This window comes from Phormidium sp. CCY1219, from assembly GCF_035615515.1.
Taxonomy (GTDB): domain Bacteria; phylum Cyanobacteriota; class Cyanobacteriia; order Cyanobacteriales; family Laspinemataceae; genus CCY1219.
In genome coordinates this window covers 1-21338 of record NZ_JAJENT010000708.1, presented here as the reverse complement: position 1 = coordinate 21338, position 21338 = coordinate 1, and the positions used below count along the sequence as shown (strand labels likewise).

Here is a 21338-nt window from a genome sequence, read left to right as displayed (position 1 = left end):
CTAACTCGGATAGTTTTCAGAAACTTTGGCCAAAATAAATTGAACCCCTACCGCTTGAGCTGAAGTGGACTTGTTGGAAACGTCATGGCTCCAAAGGGCAACAGAACTACAGTGAATGCCGCACCTGCTTGCATAGATGTAGTAGAATGTGACCGGAAAAAATCCCCGGATAATATGTGGGATTTTCTCCGGTGGATTGCCAATCAAAATAGCCGACAGGAATAGTTTTAAAAAGAATTATTCCGCATCGGCGAACCATGAGAAGCCAAGGCGAAGTTTTAATCGCCCGCGTTTCACCGACACTGGACCGGAGATGATGTTTTAAAACGCCCCGAGATCCGGGATGGGTGAGCCTTCGCCCACCCATCCCCTCACGAGAGGTTCTTTTGCTGCTGATACAGTGCTTTAAATCTGCGCTGTTGCTGTTTGTGGTCTACAATCGGGGCAGGATATTCGCACTGTTGCCGATCGCTGGGCGGAATTTTTCCCGACATTAACACCTCCGTATCCAGCGATCGCAATTCTGGCACCCATTGGCGAATGTATTCCCCCTCCGGATCGAACTTTTGCCCTTGGGTGGTGGGGTTGAAAATTCGCAAGGGTTTCGGATCCATGCCGCTGGAGGCACTCCACTGCCATCCGCCATTATTCGCCGCTAAATCGCCGTCATACAGTTTCTGCATAAAGTATTTTTCTCCCCACTGCCAATTGATAATTAAATCTTTAGTGAGAAAACTGGCGACAATCATCCGACATCGGTTGTGCATCCATCCCGTTTGGTTGAGCTGGCGCATGGCAGCATCTACAATTGGATAGCCGGTGCGCCCTTCACACCACGCTTGGAAATGTTCTTGGTTGTTTTCCCAGGGAAAGTCTTTCCACAAGTCGCGGTAAGGCCCTTCGGCAAGTGCCGGATAGTGATACAAAGCATGTTGGTAGAATTCCCGCCATGCCAATTCTTGCCGCCAGGTTTGCACGGATTTGCGCGTTTCGTCGCTGCGGCATTGTTCCCAAGCCGTGCAGGTTTGCGCCCAGACGCGGCGAATGCCCACTGCGCCAAATTTGAGGGCAGCACTTAATCCAGAGGTGCCGTCAACAGCGGGGAAGTTTCGCAATTCGTCGTACTCGTAAATGGCGCGATCGCAAAATTCCTCCAGTTTCTCCCGCGCCGCTGTTTCGCCCGGTTCGAGCAATAGCTCATTGTCCCAAGAAAATCCCAACTCGTCAAGGGTGGGAAGGGCGATCGCGCCGCTTTCTACTGCCGCTTGCTGTTGTTCTTCGCTCAAAGGTATCATATCTTTTACCCGAGGCTTTGGTTCCGCTTTCTGGTGGCGATTCCAGTTTTTCCAAAATGGAGTATAAACGGAGTAGGGCGTACCACTGCCGGTGCGAATTTCTGCCGGTTCGTGCAACAATCGATCCCAAAAGGTTTGCACTTCAATGCCGCTTTCTTCCAGGGCGTCGCACACTGTTTTATCCCGCTGCTGGGAATAGGGTTCTACATCCAGGTTCCAATACACTGCTTTTGCCTGTAGCGCCCTCGCCAATGTCGCGATCGCCTGACTCGGTTCGTCATTTAAAATTAACAATTGACTCCCCGCCTGGGCATAACTTTCCTGCAATTCCCGCAAGCAACCCAGCATGTATTTTACTCTTGCCGGTGCCACATCATCGCGATCGAGAATATTCGGATCCAGGCAAAACACCCCCACCAGGTGCGCCGTTTTCTGCCGCGCCTTTGCCAATCCCACGTTATCGCTCAGCCGTAAATCTCGCCGATGCCAAAAAATTATCGTCTCCGACATAGTTTCTCCTGATTTGTATTCGATACACCGTTGATTTTTCCCAGAATTGGGAGAATGGTGTTTTCTATTTTCTCATATTTTTACTATATTTTTCAATCTTCAATTTTGCAAACGGTATTTTTAAAAAAACCCGACAAAAGCGAAAGCCACTCCCTCGGTAAAGGCAGAATTTATATTGATTTATTTTGGGTTATGCCCATAATTTAGAGGGTTAGGAATTCATCCGAATTAGGGTTTTATGCAACGGAATTGAGATTCGCTTAAACAGGTTATTGAATCCCGGTGTTGATTGAGAACAAACCGCCCAATGGCTGGGAGGTGCAGATGGGCAAATGCGATCGCCACTTCCCCGCAAACTAAATTGTCAATCTGCAACATCCTTCCCCCACAGAACCCACAGCAACCGAGAACTTGCTTAACATGGGACGACAGACTAAAACTAATGAGGACTGATGCAAGTTGGTTGTGGTAGGTCAACCCACCCCACACCGCAAGAGTCAGAAGTCATTATCGGATATCCACTGAGAGTTCTCAATATGACATTAGAAACCGTTGGAGGAGAAGCGCTAATACAGGAAAACCTAGAGCGCTTTCTCCTCGTGCTTACCGTCTCCCTAAGTGTAGCGACGCTTCCCCAAGTATTTAGTTGGGTGAGGCAGATTCCCTACACCCTGCTACTGGTGATCGTCGGTTTAGGGTTGGCATTTGTAGACGTGCGTCTGGTCAACCTCTCCCCGGAACTCATTTTGTCAATCTTTTTGCCTCCTCTGCTGTTTGAAGCCGCCTGGAATCTGCGGTGGAAAAACCTGAAGCGAGATTTAGTCCCCGTCAGTTTCTACGCCATTGTCGGGGTGTTGATTTCCGTGGTTGGTATCGCCTTAGCGCTGAATCAATTTGCCGGGATTTCCCTAACCACCGCCCTGCTGTTGGGGGCGAGTCTTTCCGCCACAGATCCGGTATCCGTGATTGCCCTATTTCGGGAATTGGGGGTAGACAAACGGCTTTCCACCCTCATGGAAGGGGAAAGCTTGTGCAACGACGGCGTAGCGGTCGTGGCATTTAGCTTATTAGTCGGATTGGCATTAGGCACCGAACAATTCGAAGTGCGAACCAGTTTGGCGCAATTTTTTGCCTTTGTAGGGATTGGCGTGGGGGTGGGGAGTCTGATTGGGTTTGGAATTTCCTACCTCACCCAACGCTTCGACTTGCCCTTAGTCGAGCAATCCCTGACCCTGGTTTCCGCCTATGGCACCTATTTAATTACCGAAGAACTGGGGGGTTCCGGGGTAATTGGCGTAGTGACGGCGGGGGTAATTTTAGGAAACTTTGGCTCCAGAATTGGCATGAACCCGCGCACGCGGTTAATCGTCACCGAATTTTGGGAATTTTTAGCCTTTTTCGTCAATTCCATCGTTTTTTTGCTGATTGGCGACCAAATCGAGTTTGCCAGTTTGGCAGACAATCTCGGGTCGATCGCGATTACCATTGTCGCCGTACTCGGGACCCGCGCCCTATCTATTTACAGCCTCGGCGCAGTGAGCAATTTAATCACCAAATCCGATTTAAGCCTGCGCGAACAAACCGTGCTGTGGTGGGGGGGCTTGCGAGGATCCGTCTCCATCGCCTTGGCGCTCTCCGTGCCCATCGTACTGGAAGCGCGCGAAGAAATCATCGCCACCGTATTTGGCGTAGTGTTATTCACCCTGCTAGTGCAAGGACTCACCACCAAACCCCTGCTGAAGCGGTTAAATTTACTGGGAGAGCAGACCTTGCGACAGCAATATGTAGAAGCGATCGCCCGTCGCACGGCCCTCGAACGAGTCCTCGAGCGTTTAGACGCGGAAAACCTGCCCCCCGACATCGATCCAGAGTTTTACCGCTATCAAATCGCCTTAGTCAAAGGACAACTCGAAGAAGTCGAAAAACAACTCAAACAATTGCGAATCGAAGAACCCGACTTGCAAGACTTTGCCCGGGAACAATTCAAAGAAGAACTGCTCGCCATTGAAGCAGACACCTACGCCGAATTAGTGCGTGCCGGTCGCTTAACCAAAGAACTGGCACCCTTTTTACAAGAAGTTCTGCAAGAAGAAGGATAAACAACCACAGCGGGGAGCCGATGCGCGCCCCCTAACCCAGAGAATTAAGAATTGAGACAACCCCGGCGACTGCGCTTATGCGGCTTAATTCTTAATTCTCTACTGTCGATAAACGGGCAACGTAAAATGAAAAGCACTACCGCGTTCCGGAGAAGAATCCACCCAAATTTGCCCGAAATGTGCCCGAATCAGACGCTTGCACAATCCCAAACCGATGCCGTACCCATCTTTTTTCGCATCCCGTTGCAGGCGAAAGCGGTCTTCAAAAATATGCTTTTTATTCTCCTCCGGAATTCCCGGTCCATTATCGATAATGCTCACCTGAACCTTTTGGGTGGTGCGGTGCAAAATACACAGTTCGATTTTCCCTTTTTGTGGAGTATATTTCACCGCATTATCCAACAAATTTACCACCACTTGGCGGATGCGTTCCCCATCAGCATAAACCAAAGGCAAATCATTGGGAATATCTCGATGAAACTTCAGGGAATTTTCTTTAAACCGCTCTTCAAAATCTTTAATAATCTCGAAGCATAACGCTTTGAGATCCAAAATGTGGGGATGGATTTCAAATTCCCCATTATTACTGGTGCGAGCGGCAATCAAAATGTCGGAAACCATCTGCTCGATCGCCCGGGTTTGATTGCGGGCGTGGGCGATCAACCGCGCGCTCAGGGCCGCCCTGACTTTTGGGTCGCTCTCCTGATTTTGGTGTTGGGTCATTTCCAGGGTTTCCAACGCCAAGGAGGTTGCCGTGAGGGGATTTCGCAACTCATGCGCCAACATGGCAATCAGTTGATCTTTAAAATGAACGCGATCGAGCAATTCTTCTTTTTCCTGCTTCAGGTGAAAAATTTCGTCGGATAACTGCATCAATTCCGCTGAATGAGCCAGGGAAGAGGTAGAGGGGGCGCAACTGTTGCCGTCGGGTTTCCTATCTCCCTTGTCTTCGAGATAATCTTTCACAGAACGTTGCCAGCGCTCCCACCATTTTTCTATCTGCGCGACTAAATTACTGCCGGCGATAATCTGGCGCGGTTCTGGGTGGAGTTTGATCAGCGCCGGGGTGGCAACCAGGCGAAAATGTTCGGCAAGATAGGGTTGTTCTCCCACATCGACGATCTGAAGGTCAAAAATGGTCTCTGCCCGCAATTGTCTGAGGTAACTGCGGATATCGCGGATTTGTTCGGTGGAATTCGGACGCCTATCCACACACAGCACGAGCTGTAAAGGGGCGTTTTGATTCCGATCTAGGGTTGGGTCTGGAGAAGCTCTCATGCAATCTTGTTGCAGCAGTGCAAATAAAACAAGGGTCAACCTCCAAGCAAGAGCGGAAAAATCCTCCCGATCGCCCTGGAGTTTCTTTGTCTTTTCTTTATATTTATAAACTATCCTGTTTGTGGTCTGTCTGTTAACCTGTGCTGATTCTTCTCAGGGCAAGGGGATTCCGAGTTAAGGATCCCTGGCAGAGTCAAGGGAAAACGGACGGGTCTCGGGAATTTGGCTCCACACCCGGGAAAGGAGTTGACGCATCCTGAAGTGGAACGGTAAAGTTTAAAGTTTTGTTAAGGGCTTGAGTGACCAATGGTGTCAAACTGGCAGAAAAACCCCCGATCGCGAGTGGTGGCGATCGCCGCCGCCGTCTTTTTCATCATCACCCTGGTGTTTACCTTGCACCGCTACTACACCTTTTACGCCTCCTTTGACCAAGGCATTTTCAATCAAGTCTTTTGGAACAGCACCCACGGGCGCTTTTTCCAAAGCTCCCTGTCTTCGAGCCTTTCCACGAATGTGGTTCACGCCGGCGAAGTACCAGAAGTCTTTTACCACCGTCTGGGACAGCATTTTACCCCCGCTTTGCTTTTGTGGCTCCCCCTCTACGCGCTGTTCCCCTCCCCCGCCACCCTCAGCGTGCTGCATGTCACCATCGTCACCGCTGCCGGCTTGGTGCTGTACGTTTTAGCCAGACAGTACCTCGAGGTGCGCCTGTCAGCACTGATTGCGCTGAGCTATTACGCCGCCAACGCCATCCTCGGACCGACGCTTTCCAATTTTCACGATAACTTCCAAATCCCCCTGTTTGTCTTCAGCTTGCTGCTGGCGATGGAAAAACGCTGGTGGTGGCTGTTTTGGCCGTTGGCTATCTGTATTTTAGCGGTGCGCGCCGATGGGGGCATTTCCCTGTTCGGGATTGGCGCATACATGACCCTGAGCAAGCGCTATCCGGGGCGGGGTCTAGCCGTCTGCGTGCTCAGCTTTACCTACGTGGTGGTGCTGACGAATGCGATTATGCCGTTATTTTCCGAGGATATTTCGCGACGGTTTACCATCGAGCGCTTTGGGCAATATGTGGATGCCCAAGAAGCAACCACCCTGGATATTCTCTGGGCATTTATCACCCAACCGGGTTTGGTGTTTGCGGAAGTGTTCACCCCGTTTTGGGGCAAATTAAAATATCTCCTCGGACAATGGCTTCCGTTTGCCTTTGTGCCCGCCTTGTCACCCGCCGCTTGGACGATCGCCGGTTTTCCGTTGCTGCAAATTTTCCTGCAACAAGGCATGAGTGCCCTGTCGATTAACATTCGCTATGCGATGACGGTGGTGCCTGGGTTGTGTTATGGGGCGATTTTATGGTGGTCCCACCGTCAGCAGTGGCTCGATGCCCCCCTGCGTCAGTGGGCGATCGCTGCTTTACACCCTCAGACCCGTTCTAAATTCTCCCCGCCGGCCCTGGGTGAGTGGTTCGATTCCCGGCGAGAAACCCTACGCCTGTGGTGGGAAAAACATCCCCATCTGCTGCGAATTTCCATGCGCCGCTTTTGGGCGATTTGCATCTGTCTGTCTCTGTTTTTTACCTTTACCTCCAACCCGAATCGCACCTTTTATTTCTTGATTCCGGATTCGGTGGATCCTTGGGTGCATGTGTCTCTCCCCCGTCAGTGGCAACATGCGAGCCATATCCGCGCTTTGATGAATGAAATCCCGCCGGATGCTAGCGTGGCGGCGACGACTTATATCGTGCCTCCCCTCTCCGGGCGTCGGGAAATTCTCCGCTTTCCGTTTCTGCAGTTACGCAACGATGCGGGGAAGGTGATTCACGTGGAATACGCGATCGCCGATTTATGGCGTCTGCAGCAGTATTTACCCGCCTTCAAGTACGATCGCGAACTGTTCCGCTCGATTATTCCGTTTATCGATCGCCTCGCCAATGAGGGTCACTATGGCATTATTGGCTTTGAAGATGGGGTGATTTTGATGCGCCGCAATACCCCCTCGGATCCTGCCGCTTTCGCCGCTTGGAATGCCTATCGCCAAGAGATTGCGCCACTCATGCAGGAGTTGAGTTAAAATTGAGGGATAATTTTAGCGATCGCTAAAAATCGCTAGATAAGTAAATCCCGATTCGGGTCATTTATTTTGCAGAATTGCTTATCAACTTACCGGAATGTAAACCCGCTAATTTCAGTTTAATGGTCTAACTGTAGCCGATGAAAATTTTGGTGTTAACCTGGGAATTTCCTCCGAGAATTGTGGGAGGAATTGCGCGACATGTGGCGGAGTTATATCCGGAGTTAGTCAAACAAGGGCATGAAATCAATTTACTTACCATCGAGTTCGGTCATGCCCCGATGTATGAAGAGGTGGAAGGAATTCGGGTGCATCGGGTACCAGTGGAACCGGGAGATAACTTTTTCCACTGGATCGCGAACCTCAACCAGAGCATGGGCAAACATGGGGGAAAACTCATCGTAGAAGAGGGGTATTTTGATTTAATTCACGCTCACGATTGGTTGGTAGCGGATGCGGCGATCGCCCTGAAACACCATTTCAAAATTCCCTTAATCGCCACCATTCACGCCACGGAATACGGTCGCTATAACGGGCTTTTTCATAACGACCATCGCTACATTTCGGCGAAAGAAGGCGACTTAGTTTATAACGCATGGCAGGTAATTGTTTGTAGCGACTATATGCGCCACGAATTGCAACGCACCTTGGCGGTTCCCTGGGACAAAATGGATGTAATTTTCAACGGCATTCGCCCGGAGAAAAAACCGCGCTTGCACGAATTTGATGCGGAAAACTTTCGCCGTCGGTTTGCTGCCGATCGCGAAAAAATCCTCTATTACGTGGGTCGCATGACCTATGAAAAAGGGGTGCAAATTTTATTGCGCGCTGCACCGAAAGTCCTCTGGGAAATGGCAGGTCAGGTAAAATTCGTTATCATCGGCGGTGGCAATACGGACCATCTCAAGGACTTGGCGCGGGAATTGGGCATTTGGCAGCAGTGCTATTTTACTGGGTTTATGTTTGAGGAGGACTTGCACAAGTTTCAGGCGGTGGCAAACTGTGCGGTGTTTCCCAGTCTTTACGAACCATTTGGCATTGTGGCATTAGAAAGTTTTGCCGCCCGAGTGCCGGTGGTGGTGTCGGATACCGGGGGGTTGCCAGAAGTGGTGCAACATGGCAAAACAGGGATAGTGACGCGGGCAAACGATCCCGATTCGTTGGCGTGGGGGATTCTCGAAACCTTGAGAAACCCGGACTACGTTGGCGCGGCGATCGAGAATGCCTATCGGGATTTGGGGCGGCGGTTTAGTTGGCCCAAGTTGGCACAGCAGACGGAGGCGGTTTATCGGCGGGTTGTGCGGGAACGATCGCAGGTGGAGTGGTAATCCCGATCGTGGCGATCGCAGGGGAATTGGTGGCGAGTGGTTAGAATAAGTCAAATATCCGTGACGTGACAGGAAGGGTACCTGGTCGGCGTATTGTGGCAGGGTTCGGGGTGTAAGGCAAGTTCGGGGGAAGAGAAACGGAATCAATTCCCCTGATTTCCGGGGCGATCGCGATCGGGGCAGATCGAGGTTAAAATTTTGGCTCTAGTTTTTCTAGAGTCTCAGTGTTAGGGGCAGATTCGGTCTCCCGAGGTGCCAGCAGCGCTTTTCTGGTGGGCAAAAAGCGCGATCGCCACACTGGATCTTTCTTCTCATACCTTTTCGATTGAATAGCTGCAAGGGGCAACCTATGACAGTTGAGCTGAACCATGTCTATCGTTCCAAACCCCTTCGTCGGAAGTGGAAAATGCCCCTACGCCTGGTGTTGGTTGTGCCGTTTGTCCTGCAAATTTGTGCGGCGGTAGGACTAACGGGATGGTTGTCGTTACAAAATGGTCAGGAAGCGGTGAATGACCTGGCGACGCAGTTGCGCGAAGAAATCAGCGCCCGGATCGAGCAACGGTTGCGGGAGTATTTACAAGCACCGCGCGTTATCAATCAGATTAACGTTAATGATATTCAATTAGGACAGGTTAATTTAGACAATACCGCCAGTTTGACGCGCCAATTTTGGCATCAACGGGATTTATTTTCGCCGATTTCGGTGTCGGCGATTTATTTCGGTGCGGCGGATGGGGAATTTACCGGATTGGGATTTCAAAATAATAACCGTTGGGAAGTGGGTCGGGCGGGAAAATCCACCGAGGGCAAGTTTCACAGTTACGCGATCGATTCGGTGGGAAATCCGACGGAATTGTTAGAAGTCGGCGGCGATTACGACCCGCGCATTCGCCCTTGGTATGAGAATGCGGTGAATGCGGGAAAGTCCACTTGGAGCGATATTTATGTGGATTTTAAAGACCCGAGGTTAAAGATTACCTTGGTCGAACCGATTTATCGAGATGGGGAGGAATTGCGGGGCGTTTTGGGAGTGGATTTTGTGTTGTCCCACATTCGTCTGTTTCTCGAACAGCTTAAAATTGGCAAGTCGGGAGAGACGTTTATTGTGGAACGTTCCGGATTTTTGGTGGCAACTTCGGCGGCACAAAAACCGTTTGTAATGAAGGGCGATCGCGTGGAACGAGTGAAGGCGGTGGCGGTAGAAAATCCTTTGATTCGAGAATCGGCGCGGTTTTTAACGAACCGTTTTGGCAGTTTTGCATCGATTAATTGGCCGAAACAGTTAACGTTTAAAATTGATAATGAGCCGCATTATTTACAGGTGGTTCCGTTTTCTGAAGGGGAGAATTTGGATTGGTTAATTGTGGTGGTGGTTCCGGAAGCGGATTTTATGGACCGGATTCACGCGAATACGCGCACCACGATTAAGTTATGTTCGATCGCCTTATGTGTGGCGATGGGGGTTGGGGTGGTGACGGCGCGGTGGATTAGCAAACCGATTTGGCGCTTGAATCAAGCGAGTCTGGCGATCGCCAATGGCAATTTCGAACAACAGGTTTCGGTGAGTCGCCCGGATGAATTAAACCAGTTAGCAAAGGCGTTTAATCGAATGAGCGCTCAACTGAAGTCGTCTCACGAACAATTGGCGGATTATTCCCGTTCTCTAGAATATAAGGTGCAAGAACGCACTCAGGAATTGCAATTAGAAAAGGAAAAGTCGGAGCGATTGTTGCTGAATATTTTACCCGGGGCGATCGCGGAACAATTGAAGCACAACCAAAGTGCGATCGCGGACTATTTCCCGGAAGCAACTATTTTGTTTGCCGATATCGTCGGTTTTACGAAGCTTTCTGCCCGGGTTTCTCCCATCGAATTGGTCAGTTTGCTCAATCAAATTTTTTCTACCTTTGACCAGTTAGCGGAAAAACACGGATTGGAGAAAATTAAAACCATTGGCGATGCCTATATGGTGGTGGGCGGATTGCCTTTAGCGCGAACAGACCACGCGGAATCAGTGGCAGAAATGGCGCTAGAAATGCAGGCGGCTATCCACACTTTTCAAGTGGAAAATGAGAAACCATTTCAAATTCGCATCGGTATCAATACCGGACCGGTGGTGGCGGGAGTCATCGGAATTAAAAAGTTTATTTACGATTTATGGGGAGATACGGTTAATGTTGCTTCTCGTATGGAATCAGCAGGAATTCCGGGGAAAATTCAAGTGACTGCCGCAACTTACGAACAAATTAAAGAGAAGTTTTTCTTGCAGGAACGCGGGTCAATTGTGGTGAAGGGTAAGGGGAAAATGAAAACCTATTGGTTGGTAGGGAAAAAACAGAGAAATGGGGGCGTGGGTGGGTGACGCCCCCATTTGAGGGGTGTTGGGTGGCGCTTACACCCGAGATGCGGAAGGGGAGGACATCGCCGCTTGCGCTTGACGCAGGGATTGGATGGTGGCGATCGCATGTTGTGCTACGGTGTCGATTTCTGCTTCGGTATTGAAACGCCCGATGCCAAATCGAACTGAGGCAAAGGCTAAGTTCGGATCGCGTCCGATCGCCTCCAGTACGTGAGACGGGGCAATTTTGGCAGAGGTGCAAGCGGACCCGGAAGACACCGCCATCACCGGTTGCAACCCCAATAATAGCGCTTGCCCGTCTACTTCCGCCACGCTTATATTTAAGTTACCGGGGAGTCTTTCGGTGGGATGTCCGTTGAGAAAAATCCCGCCTAGGGGGTCTAATTGCTCCCACAAGCGCTGGCGCAACTGTCGCAGGCGATCGCCTTCTGACGCCATTCCCGACACTCCCAGTTCCACTGCTTTGGCAAATCCGACGATTTGCGGCGGATATAGGGTGCCCGATCGCATTCCCCGTTCGTGTCCTCCCCCATGAAGCTGCGCCGCGAGTTTCACGCGCGGGTTGCGCCGCCGAATGTAAAGCGCGCCTATCCCTTTCGGTCCGTACACTTTATGCGCCGTTAGGGACATTAAATCTACGTTCGTCTCTTTCACATCGAGGGGAATTTTCGCGATCGCTTGCGCCGCATCTGAGTGCAGTAAAACTTTCCTATTTTTGCACAGTGCGCCGATTTCTGTCAAGGGCTGCAAGACGCCGATTTCATTATTCGCCGCCATCACGGAAACCAATATCGTATCGGACCGCAAGGCTTTTTCTAATTCGCTTACCTCTAATATCCCATCCGGTTTCACCGGCAATACCGTCACGTCAAATCCCAAACGTTCTAAATACTGGCATGGATCGAGTACCGCATTATGTTCGGTTTGGACGCTGATAATATGCCGCCCTTTCTCAAAATAGGCTTCCGCAACTCCTTTGATAGCTAGATTGTTCGCTTCTGTCGCCCCACTGGTAAAAATGATTTCTTCTGGTGTGGCATTTATCGCATCGGCGAGGGTTTCTCTGGCTTTTTTAACCGCCGCTTCTGCTTCCCAACCATAGTGATGATTGATGCTGGCTGGATTGCCAAAATGTTCGGTAAAATAAGGCAACATTGCCTCAATTACCCGTTGGTCTACGGGGGTGGTGGCGTGGCAGTCTAGATAAATTGGCCGATGAGACATAGGGAGGTATTTTCTGTCAACCGCAACCTCTTTAGTTTAGCGTATTTTTCCCCACATTTCCACCCAATTGCTGCAAACTGCCAACCTTTCGCCCACCTCGCGTCCCCGACTCTAGATCGACGCCGATTATTAGGGGTCGATGGGGGTTTAACTCGTTGCCAGGATCCCGCAGAGGCACCCTACCAGCGCTACCGCCTCCCCCCCCCCTATCAAGGTGTAAAATAGGTTGCACGATTGCTGAGTGTGACAACCGGTTTAAATTGACGATCGCCACTGGATCGATTTAGGCATTGAATTCCAAATCATCGAGGCGATCGCTTTAATTTGATATCATCATTACTTGGTAAAAAAGGCTTAGTTAGAGCTGTCGAGCGGGAGTTCGATCGCGAATTCGGTGCCTTGTCCCGGTTGGGATTTACAGGCGATCGCGCCGTGGTGCTGTTGGACGATTATCTGATAGGTAGTGGACAGGCCTAACCCCGTGCCCGACCCCACGGGTTTGCTGGTAAAAAACGGGTCAAAAATGCGAGTTTTTACCGATGTTTCCATGCCGATGCCATTATCGGAAATGACAATTAATACTTTGTTTTTATGCACCAATTGCGTGCGGATGGTAATGCGCGGCGGCGTTTTGCTATCGAGATTTTGTTGGGCTTCAATGGCATCGATCGCGTTATTGAGCAAATTGAGAAACGCTTGGTTTAAGCGTTCGCCATAAGAGGCGATCGCCGGCACTTTGCCATACGCTTTAATCACTTGAATTTCCGGGCGAGTGTCCCTAGACTGGAGGCGATGTCCTAAAATCAATAAAGTATTGTCAATCCCTTGATGTATATCGAATTTTTTCCATCCCGCGCGATCGACCCGAGTAAACTCTTGTAAAGAGGAGATAATTTGGCGGATGCGTTCGCTGCCATTTTGCATAGAAGCCATCACTTTGGGCAAATCTTTCACCAGAAAAGTTAGGTCAATGGCTTCGAGTTTATCGGCGATCGCCTCACTGGGATGGGGAACTTCTTGCTGATAGAGTTCCACCAATTCCAGCAAATCTTTAGTATAACCGTTAACGTGGGTTAAATTGCTATAAATAAACGTTACCGGATTGTTGATTTCGTGGGCGATACCAGCCACCAATTGACCGATGCTAGACATTTTTTCGCTTTGCACCAGTTGCGCTTGGGTCTGTTGTAAATCTTGCAGGGTTTTGCTGAGGCGCAACCCGGATCTAACCCGCGCCAAAAGTTCGTCAGAATCGATAGGTTTGGAGACAAAATCATCCGCCCCGGTATCCAATCCTTTGACGCGATCGGTGACTTGCTCTCGGGCGGTGAGTAAGATAAAAAAGGTGGTAGTCAGATTGGGGTCTGCCTTAACTTGTTTGCAGACTTCTAATCCATCTACAGCGGGCATCATCCAATCGCAGATAATTAAATCGGGACGCATCAGTTTTGCCTGTTGCAATCCTTCTTGACCATCAGCGGCGATCGCCACTTCATGCCCTTCGGTTTCGAGCAAGTCTTGCAGCACGATTTGAACCGTAATATCATCATCGATAACTAGAATTTTGCACATAATCTGTATGGGGTTTGGCGTTTCCGACTTGAGGGTAAGAATTCACTAAAATTTAGTGAAATGCGGGTCATTTCTGGTAATGTTAGCAACCTGTAAAAGTTTTTTCCAGTATCCCGCCTTGGGGGATAGACTGGCGGATGGCACCCTAAAAACGGCACTAAAATTGTGCCTGATTTTATCTTAACTCCCCGATCGCGATCGCGCGCCATCTATCCCCAGAAGGATTGACAATATGTAGCAGACATGGTAAATAGAACATTGCCCACACCCAGAAAAATGGCGATCGGGCGCGAAGAGCGGTATGTGCATCAACCGCCCGAGGTCGAGCCATCCGCGAGCAGGGTTTGGATACAGGCGCGAATGTTGTCCATTTCCGCTTGTAAATCCGCCAGCAGCGGTGTGGTTCCCTCCAACGTATTGTCGCGGGTGATTTGATGCAATTGTGCCGCGATCGCGGATAGGCATAAGGCCCCCACATTACCACTCGCCCCTTTCAAGCGATGAGAAACGCTTTCAACCGTGGCAACATCGCCATCGGCGATCGCGCGTGAGAGTTCTCCCACATCCACATCCGCCGTTTTCACAAACGCTTGCAGCAATCGACGTTGCAGAGATTTCTTTCCGCGAGACACTTGTTCGAGTCGGTTCAGGTCCAAAGAGGAGTGAGCCGGCGTTGCAGACAAGTCAGTTTGGGGAACTTGACAACGTTGTGCGATTTCCTCCACCTCCCGAACCGAAGAATCCCCACTCCCTTGCGCTTCTCGATGACTCCAGCGCGCTAAAATCTCCCCCAACACCCTTAAATCAACGGGTTTGCTGATAAAATCATTCATTCCCACCGCCAAACACTTATCGCGTTCGGCGGGCATTGCGTGAGCGGTGAGGGCAATCACCACCGTATTGCGCGTTGTGCTATCATCTGCGTTTCCCTTTCCCGAGGAACGGGTTTTGTGCAACTGTGCCTCTCGTTCTCGCAATTCCCGAGTAGCTTGATAGCCATCTTTCACCGGCATTTGACAGTCCATCAACAGGATATCGTAGTGTTGTTCGTTCCATCGCTGTAGCGCTTCCACACCATTATCCGCACAATCCGCACGATAGCCCAATGTTTCCAACTGATTGAGAATCACTTGTTGATTGATCGGATGGTCTTCCACCACTAAAATTGTCACATCCTTCGCCGACGGAGGGGTGGGATGCGGCGGGAGAGTTTCCGCCTCTGAGCCTTGGGAAGGTGCCGATCCAGACCAATGTTCCGTGCGTTCGGCTAAAGTGCTCAGCAAAGTATCAAACAACCGCGATGCGCGCACTGGTTCGATCGCATAACCCGCGATCGTCCGGTTTCCCTGCGCTTGACTTTCCCTCACCAGTGTTTCGACCAGATCGCGATACTTAAACGTAGTCGTTAGAAACACGCGCGTTTCCCCCAACTCCGGGCGATCGCCCAAAGCGCGAATCAGCGATCGGGCCGCCAACTCCGGGTTGCCCGAATCCGATGCGCGATCGTCGCCATCCCCCGACGCGGGCAGATGCAAATCCACAAATGCCACATCATACGGCTGTTGCTCCCATGACGCCTCTTGCAGCGCCCGCAGTAACCCCGTCATATCCGACACTTCATCTACCGTAATTCCCCAAGTAGCGGCGAGATGGCGCAAAGACTGACAAGCCGTCGCACTTGCATCAGCCACGATCGCCTTAATTTCCGTCAGCGAGATGGGCAACGCACAAGGCGGAACCGCCCCGGAAACTCGCGAACCGCGCTGGCGCAACTGTGCCGTAAACCAAAACGTAGAGCCGCAACCCACTGTGCTTTCTACCCCTATCTCACCTCCCATCAATTCTACCAACTGTTGAGAAATGGCCAAACCCAAACCCGTACCGCCATACTGGCGCGTGGTGGAGGCATCGACTTGAGAAAAAGACTGGAAAAGTCGATCTTGGCGATCGGGGGGGATGCCAATGCCGGTATCTTTCACCGCAAAGCGCAGACAAAGTTCTTTGCTAGACCCGTTGCGCCGAGGGGATTCTTGCGCCATCGTTACCTGCACCACCACCTCGCCACTGTGGGTAAATTTAATTGCATTATTCAGCAAATTTAACAAAATCTGACGCAGACGTGCCGGATCCCCGGATAACTGTTGTGGTACATTGGGATCGATAATAATCGCCAATTCCAGTCCTTTTGCTTGTGCTTCTGGAACGAGGAGGGCGATCGCATCTTCAATGCAACTGCGTAATTCAAAATCCAACTCTTCAAGCTGCATTTCCCCCGCTTCGAGTTTGGAAAAGTCGAGAATGTCGTTAATCACTGTGAGCAGGTGTTCGGCGCTGGTGCGGATGGCGCGTGCATAATCCCGTTGTTGGGGAGTCAGTTCGGTTTGCAACAGCAATCCCGTCATCCCCAATACCCCATTCATCGGCGTGCGAATTTCGTGGCTCATATTGGCCAGGAATTGCGACTTGATGCGGGCGATGGATAATGCGGCTTCCCGCGCTTCCACTAAGGTGTTAATATTATCCGTAGCGATCGCGATGCCGGCTACTTCCCCATTCGGCGCGTACCACGGATGAATCGCCCAGCGCTGATAGAGTTTAGACCCATCGGCGCGTTCCCAACACTCTTCGCTGACGGAAATCACTTCTCCGCCCAAGGCTTTCGCGATCGCCTCTCCCCAGCGTTCGGCCATTTCTGGCATCACTTCATCGTAGGTACAACCGATAAGCGAGGCAGAATCGCAACCGTCAGATGAAGGGGTCTCGAAGTGAGATAAATCGTAATCGGTCAGCCACTTTTGCGAGTAGGCGATATAGCGAAGCTGGCGATCGAGCATGGCGATCGCCACCGGTGCGCGCTCGATAATATGGAGCAATCGCGATCGCTCGGTTTCTAGAAGTGCTTCGGCGCGATCGCGGGCGGGGATGAGCTGGTGAGTGCCCTGTATTTGCAGGGGCTTGCCCGTTCGATCCCGCAGCCAAACTTGACCGCGATCGAGAATCCACTGCCAAGTATTGACTTTGGTACGAATGCGGTATTGTGCCTCATATACCCCCGTTTCGCCATGCAGATGAGCGCTTAACGCCGCGATCGCTTGGGGCATATCTTCTGGATGAATCAACCGTCGCCAACTCTCTACCGGATTGTCGGTTTTATCTTCCATCCAACCGCTAATTTTCACCAACTTGGGGGAGATGGAGAGTTTTCCCGTGGCGAGATTCCACTTCCACGGATGGCGATCGCTGTGTTGTAAAGTGTGGGATATTGGAGAACCGAAGGTCTGGTTGAGTTCCTCGAGGTCGAGATGTCTGAGGACAAAGCCGATGGGTTTGCCGGTGGAGTCTGCGATCGCATCGGCACGCAGTAAAATCGGTACCTGCTGTTTGTCTCGGGTTTGCACCCGCACAATCCCCAGCCAATTGCCCCCCTGGCGAATCGGTTCGAACACCTGGCGAGCGACTTCCGGATTCGCGTAGAGCCTGCAAATCCCGCCAATGGCGTTGAGGTTCTCGCAAGTGTATCCCAGTTGGTGGATAAAGGCAGGATTGTGATAAAGCGATCGATAGCGAGTATCGGCAATCGCGATCGCCTCAGAGGCACCTTCTACCGCATAGCGCAGGTGCATGAGGGTGTCTTCCGGGGGTTGGGGTTTCCCAATCGCTCGCAATACGATGGCACTTCCTCGGGTGGCGTTCTCCGTAGGGCCGGCGATCGGGGTACTGGTGGCCCTGAAGAACACCCCTTGGGGGCGATCGGGAGGACGCCAGAAGATTTCTACTCCTTCTACTGCTTCGCCTCGCATCCCTTTGACGAAGGGCAGTTCTTCAAAGGGAAAGGGGGTGACGCGATCGGGTAAATAGTAACGATCGAGTTGGGAATATAGATCGATGGGTTTGTCTAGTTCCGCCCCGTTGAATAGCTGCTGGGCTGGCGGGTTGAGGGGCAACAGGGTGCCGGTGGGGTCGGCAAGGGTAACGCGATCTTCGATGCTGTGAAGTACCGCTTCTAGGGTGCGGCTGTTCCGTTTGGCGGTATGTTCGGAACGCAGCAGGGCGAGGGCGATATGCTGGAGGGATTCTCGGGCGCTGTGTAGGGGAGTGATATCTTCTAGGAACAGCAAGACAAACTGCAATCGATCGTCTTCGTCTCGGATGGCAGAGGCATTCTGGCGCAGGTGAACGAATTCGTTATTGCGGGTGACGTAGGTTTTTTCGCAAACGCACGCCTCGCGATCGCCGGTGAGGATGGGCGCAACTGAGGCGATCGCTGCTTCTCCATCTACAGGATGCATAACGGCGTTCCAGTGGCACCCGGGTAAGGTGTTTTCCCCTTGGCCCACCAGGGCTTGCACCCTCGGATTGCTTTTGATGATTCTTCCTTCAAGGTCTAGGAGTGCGATGCCGAAGGTGGCTCGTTCGAAGATGGTTTCCAGGATGGGTTGCTGTAAGTTAGGGTTCATGTTCGCTTTCACAAGGGTTCGAGGACAATTGACGGAGGATTGAGAGGGTTGAGTGTCCGCCGTTTGCTTGTTGGGGGGTTGCAGCACCTTTGCGCTTTCGCTTTTCTGGGTCTTCGTCCCCCACATCTGGACTCGGAAGCTCGCCCCCGGCTTGGCGTCACCATTTGGCCCGTTTTGCACTGCCTATGTGAGCGGAAAGGGGCAGGATTGTTGGCAATACAATCGAGGTTTTTGTGGCGGTGGTATGGTTCAATCGGAATGACCCCCTTGGGCGATCGGACCTGCTATATCCATTTCGTCGAACCTCGGGGCACCCGGTGGTGGCAGGTGGCGCAGCACCCCCGCCAAATTCGCGATCGGCACGGCGTACCTGTGACGTTTCAGCACTTGCCCATGTCAGTTTCTCCCGGATTGGGGTTGCTTTTCCTAGGGGAGGGTTTGAAGAAAGGCGAGGGAAAGTCTTGACAAATTTGCAGTTAACCGCTATATACTTACTGAACTGCCATGGAGGCGTTTGTCCCAGACCCCGATATCGACCCGGGGAGCCAGATATTTTCCCCTGGTTGGTCAGCCGGGGGCGATCGCGCCTTCTGCGCCAAGTGATGTCGCAACGGCTACAGTGTCCTGTCATAAAAAGCTTCCGCTCCCAAGGGGCAGAGGTGTTTTGGGTGCATCGAAAGTTTAAACTACACGAAAGGGGGTTTTGAGATAACATGAGCGATTTAAGGGTTCAGGTCGATGGCAACGGGCTGAAGTCTCAGGATCGCCGCCGAGATTTTTCGGAGCGATCGCCGATTCTGTTGCCGATCTTAATCGTTTCCCAATTTTCTGTGTTGGACTGTACTGTTGCAACTACCGTAAGGTAGAAAAGGCTGGACTGTCGATTCCCCGCCCCAAGCTGAGGCTGCAATCGCTTCAGTCTTGGATGATATAGAAAGTAAGAGAAAAGTGACGCCCGTTCGGCAGGATTTTCTCTTACTTTCTATAGTTGGTGATAACAGGGAACCCTGGCTGGGAAAACTGCAAGTAACTGTCGGGCTTGTCGCCCCCTGAGTTTCGCGGTGGATGCAGGCCACATTAGCCTGTAAATAGCACCCAAGGGAATCGCGGCCAAAACGGCACGCCCGGAAGGGAGGAATCGCTCTGGAAGCGGTCTCGTTTGAATGGAGAAACGCCCCGCCAAATCTGCGATTCTTAGCTCCAATTTGTCCCCGGAAAGGGCAACGGTGGAATGAATGGGTTGAGTATCAACCCAGGCTAGTCCCCACCCTTTCCCGGGGCAATCGTGCAGGCAGCGTTCAGCACAGCGGTCAAAAATTAAAAATTTTGACGCAGGGTCAGCCTTTCATCTAAAATAAAAGCAGGGATCGTCTGTTTGGCTTTGTTAAAAAGCAATTCATGCCTTTTGTACAGGCATCCGTGAGAGGCGATAACCCCCCCAGGAACGAAACCCTAGCGGTTGTGATGCAGGCCAAAAGTTTTGGCAGGTAAGCAGTGCTTGCCCAGCCCAAATCTTCATGCCGTTGCGCCTATCGCATTCATCGCTCAGGGCAGGCGATCGCATCAAAAAAACAACGGTTTTTTGGGTAGGAGAAACCTATCAAAGATGGCGATCGCTCGGCCTCACAGCGAGTTATCCAACGGGTGAGTTGCGAATACCATGATGGGAATTTGCAGTCCAATCTGAGCCTCTAGTCCCGCTCCTGGGTAAATTGGCACGGCAATAGCTTGTATTTTCGCTCTAGAATTCCCAACCTCTACCCTGTATGACGTCTGAACAAGACGCTGTAGAATGGGATCGCCCTGTATGACGTTATAGGAAATGCCAACCAAACCAGTTACTTTACGATTACCAGAAGAACTCTTGCACGCGATTGACGCCCAAGTGGCTGCAGAAGACAGCAACCGCACCGAAGTGGTGGTTGCCGCCCTGCAGGAAGTGTTCTCACGCAAACGCGATCGCGGATCGGACGCCAAAGCGGCTCCCACACCCGCACCCAAAGCGAGTGGGGACTCGGTGTTAGTCAAACGAGTGGAAGAGTTAGAAGACAAAATCACCACCGTGGTGGATCGGGTCAGCTCGGATCTGCTCGGGCATCTGAACAAACGGCTCAATACCTTAGAAGAAGAGCTGGTCTCGGCGCAAACCGCGAAAACCGCAAAAACCGCGCCAACCGCGCCACCGAGTCAAGCTGCCGAAAAAACGAAGAGTGAAGAAGCGCCCACCGAGACTCCAGCGCCCACCCCACGGCAGAAACGAAGCACCTCCACCGGGGAATCTAACCGGAAATCCTCCACAAGCAGTTCTTCTGGTCGTCGCAGTCAAACCAAAGGTCGGAAAAAAACGACCAGCAAAAAGAGCTCGTCGAAAACAAAAAGCTCCACCACGACCTCGGAGGAAGCCAAGCCCTCGATTCGGAGAAGTCGTTCCAAACCGACCAAAACCGCTCAGGATTCCGCCACTGTAGGGGGGACTCGAAGCAAGCGAGGTACCGGCGAGTGGCTGACGGTGAAAGAAGCGTTTGAGAAGTTGGGCGGAGACCCCACTGACCCAGAGTCTGTGGTGACGAGCGAAGATAACAGCAATTCGGTGAAGTTCAACCGCTTCCGCGTACTCAGTGCTTCTGACTATCAAACGTTTGGGCTGGAATTTCGTCCCGATCGCCGTCGTCGGCGCTTACCCTGCTTGCGGCAGATCTAATAGCCGGCGCGATCGCTTGTCACCCAAAACACCCACAAGCGATCGCCGATCGAGATCGATGCCGATTCCTCTGCGATCGCTCCCACCCGGAAGGTTTTCCCGGACCGGGAGTGCGATCGCCCCCAACCCGAGGGGGCGGGGCAAAACCCTCACAGGCGCGGCAAAAACCCCCCGAGATCCCATCTTTCCCCCAGGGGCAGCGGTACCTACCCTCGGCGCACAACCCTCATCCCTATTGGTGCCAGAATTCCCAACCCCTCCTGACTCTTTCAGATGGCGATCGCAACTCCGCCGCCCCAACTCAAAAACGCAAAAAGCGCCCTCCCGAAGGAGAGCGCTTTTTGTTATTTCAAGCTAAATCTTAGCCATTGATTTGCGGGGCGGTTAAAGCCACCGGCGTGGTTTCCCCTGCAGCCAAGTCTAACGGGAAGTTATGAGCGTTGCG

General features: G+C 51.7%; 13 protein-coding genes. 5 read left to right on the top strand and 8 right to left on the bottom strand.

All coding sequences use genetic code 11. From position 1 onward, the window contains the following. Positions 1-371: 371 nt before the first annotated feature. Positions 372-1805, bottom strand: coding sequence for an FAD-binding domain-containing protein (locus LKK83_RS20875; protein ID WP_324633259.1), 1434 nt, complete (start codon positions 1803-1805; stop codon positions 372-374). Between the two features lie 536 nt (positions 1806-2341). Between LKK83_RS20875 and LKK83_RS20870 the strand changes: the two genes are divergently transcribed. Further along, entirely contained in the window at positions 2342-3904 is a 1563-nt protein-coding gene (locus LKK83_RS20870; protein ID WP_324633267.1) for a cation:proton antiporter, read from the top strand. 99 nt (positions 3905-4003) lie between these two features. Here LKK83_RS20870 and LKK83_RS20865 read toward each other — a convergent pair whose 3' ends face one another. After that, entirely contained in the window at positions 4004-5182 is a 1179-nt protein-coding gene (locus LKK83_RS20865) for a histidine kinase (RefSeq protein WP_324633258.1), read from the bottom strand. 306 nt (positions 5183-5488) lie between these two features. Between LKK83_RS20865 and LKK83_RS20860 the strand changes: the two genes are divergently transcribed. The 3 genes from LKK83_RS20860 to LKK83_RS20850 all read left to right on the top strand — a co-directional run bounded on the left by LKK83_RS20860 (position 5489) and on the right by LKK83_RS20850 (position 10942). After that, positions 5489-7252, top strand: a complete 1764-nt coding sequence (locus LKK83_RS20860; protein ID WP_324633257.1) for a DUF2079 domain-containing protein — start codon at positions 5489-5491, stop codon at positions 7250-7252. A gap of 140 nt (positions 7253-7392) precedes the next feature. Next, positions 7393-8580: a glycosyltransferase family 4 protein gene (locus tag LKK83_RS20855; RefSeq protein ID WP_324633256.1), complete on the top strand. Its 1188-nt coding sequence runs from the start codon at positions 7393-7395 to the stop codon at positions 8578-8580. A 349-nt stretch (positions 8581-8929) separates the two neighbouring features. After that, positions 8930-10942: an adenylate/guanylate cyclase domain-containing protein gene (locus tag LKK83_RS20850; RefSeq protein ID WP_324633254.1), complete on the top strand. Its 2013-nt coding sequence runs from the start codon at positions 8930-8932 to the stop codon at positions 10940-10942. A gap of 30 nt (positions 10943-10972) precedes the next feature. Here the strand turns inward: LKK83_RS20850 and LKK83_RS20845 are convergent, their stop codons facing one another. The 4 genes from LKK83_RS20845 to LKK83_RS20830 form a co-directional block, all read right to left on the bottom strand. Next, positions 10973-12163, bottom strand: a complete 1191-nt coding sequence (locus LKK83_RS20845; RefSeq protein ID WP_324633253.1) for a cysteine desulfurase family protein — start codon at positions 12161-12163, stop codon at positions 10973-10975. A gap of 354 nt (positions 12164-12517) precedes the next feature. Beyond that, entirely contained in the window at positions 12518-13735 is a 1218-nt protein-coding gene (locus LKK83_RS20840; protein WP_324633252.1) for a sensor histidine kinase, read from the bottom strand. A gap of 308 nt (positions 13736-14043) precedes the next feature. Further along, positions 14044-18192, bottom strand: coding sequence for an ATP-binding protein (locus LKK83_RS20835; RefSeq protein ID WP_324633250.1), 4149 nt, complete (start codon positions 18190-18192; stop codon positions 14044-14046). A gap of 249 nt (positions 18193-18441) precedes the next feature. After that, positions 18442-18579 (bottom strand): hypothetical protein, encoded by a 138-nt coding sequence (locus LKK83_RS20830; protein WP_324633249.1) that lies wholly within the window; start codon positions 18577-18579, stop codon positions 18442-18444. 1435 nt (positions 18580-20014) lie between these two features. On the opposite strand from LKK83_RS20830, the gene LKK83_RS20825 reads away from it, so the two are divergent. Continuing rightward, positions 20015-20893 (top strand): ribbon-helix-helix domain-containing protein, encoded by an 879-nt coding sequence (locus LKK83_RS20825; RefSeq protein WP_324633248.1) that lies wholly within the window; start codon positions 20015-20017, stop codon positions 20891-20893. Here LKK83_RS20825 and LKK83_RS20820 read toward each other — a convergent pair. Both LKK83_RS20820 and LKK83_RS20815 read right to left on the bottom strand, forming a co-directional pair. After that, positions 20870-21076, bottom strand: a complete 207-nt coding sequence (locus LKK83_RS20820) for a hypothetical protein (RefSeq protein WP_324633246.1) — start codon at positions 21074-21076, stop codon at positions 20870-20872. The genes LKK83_RS20825 and LKK83_RS20820 overlap by 24 nt on opposite strands. Positions 21077-21254: 178 nt before the next feature. Then, on the bottom strand, positions 21255-21338 hold an 84-nt coding region (locus LKK83_RS20815), incomplete at its 5' end, for a photosystem II protein D1 (protein ID WP_324631272.1).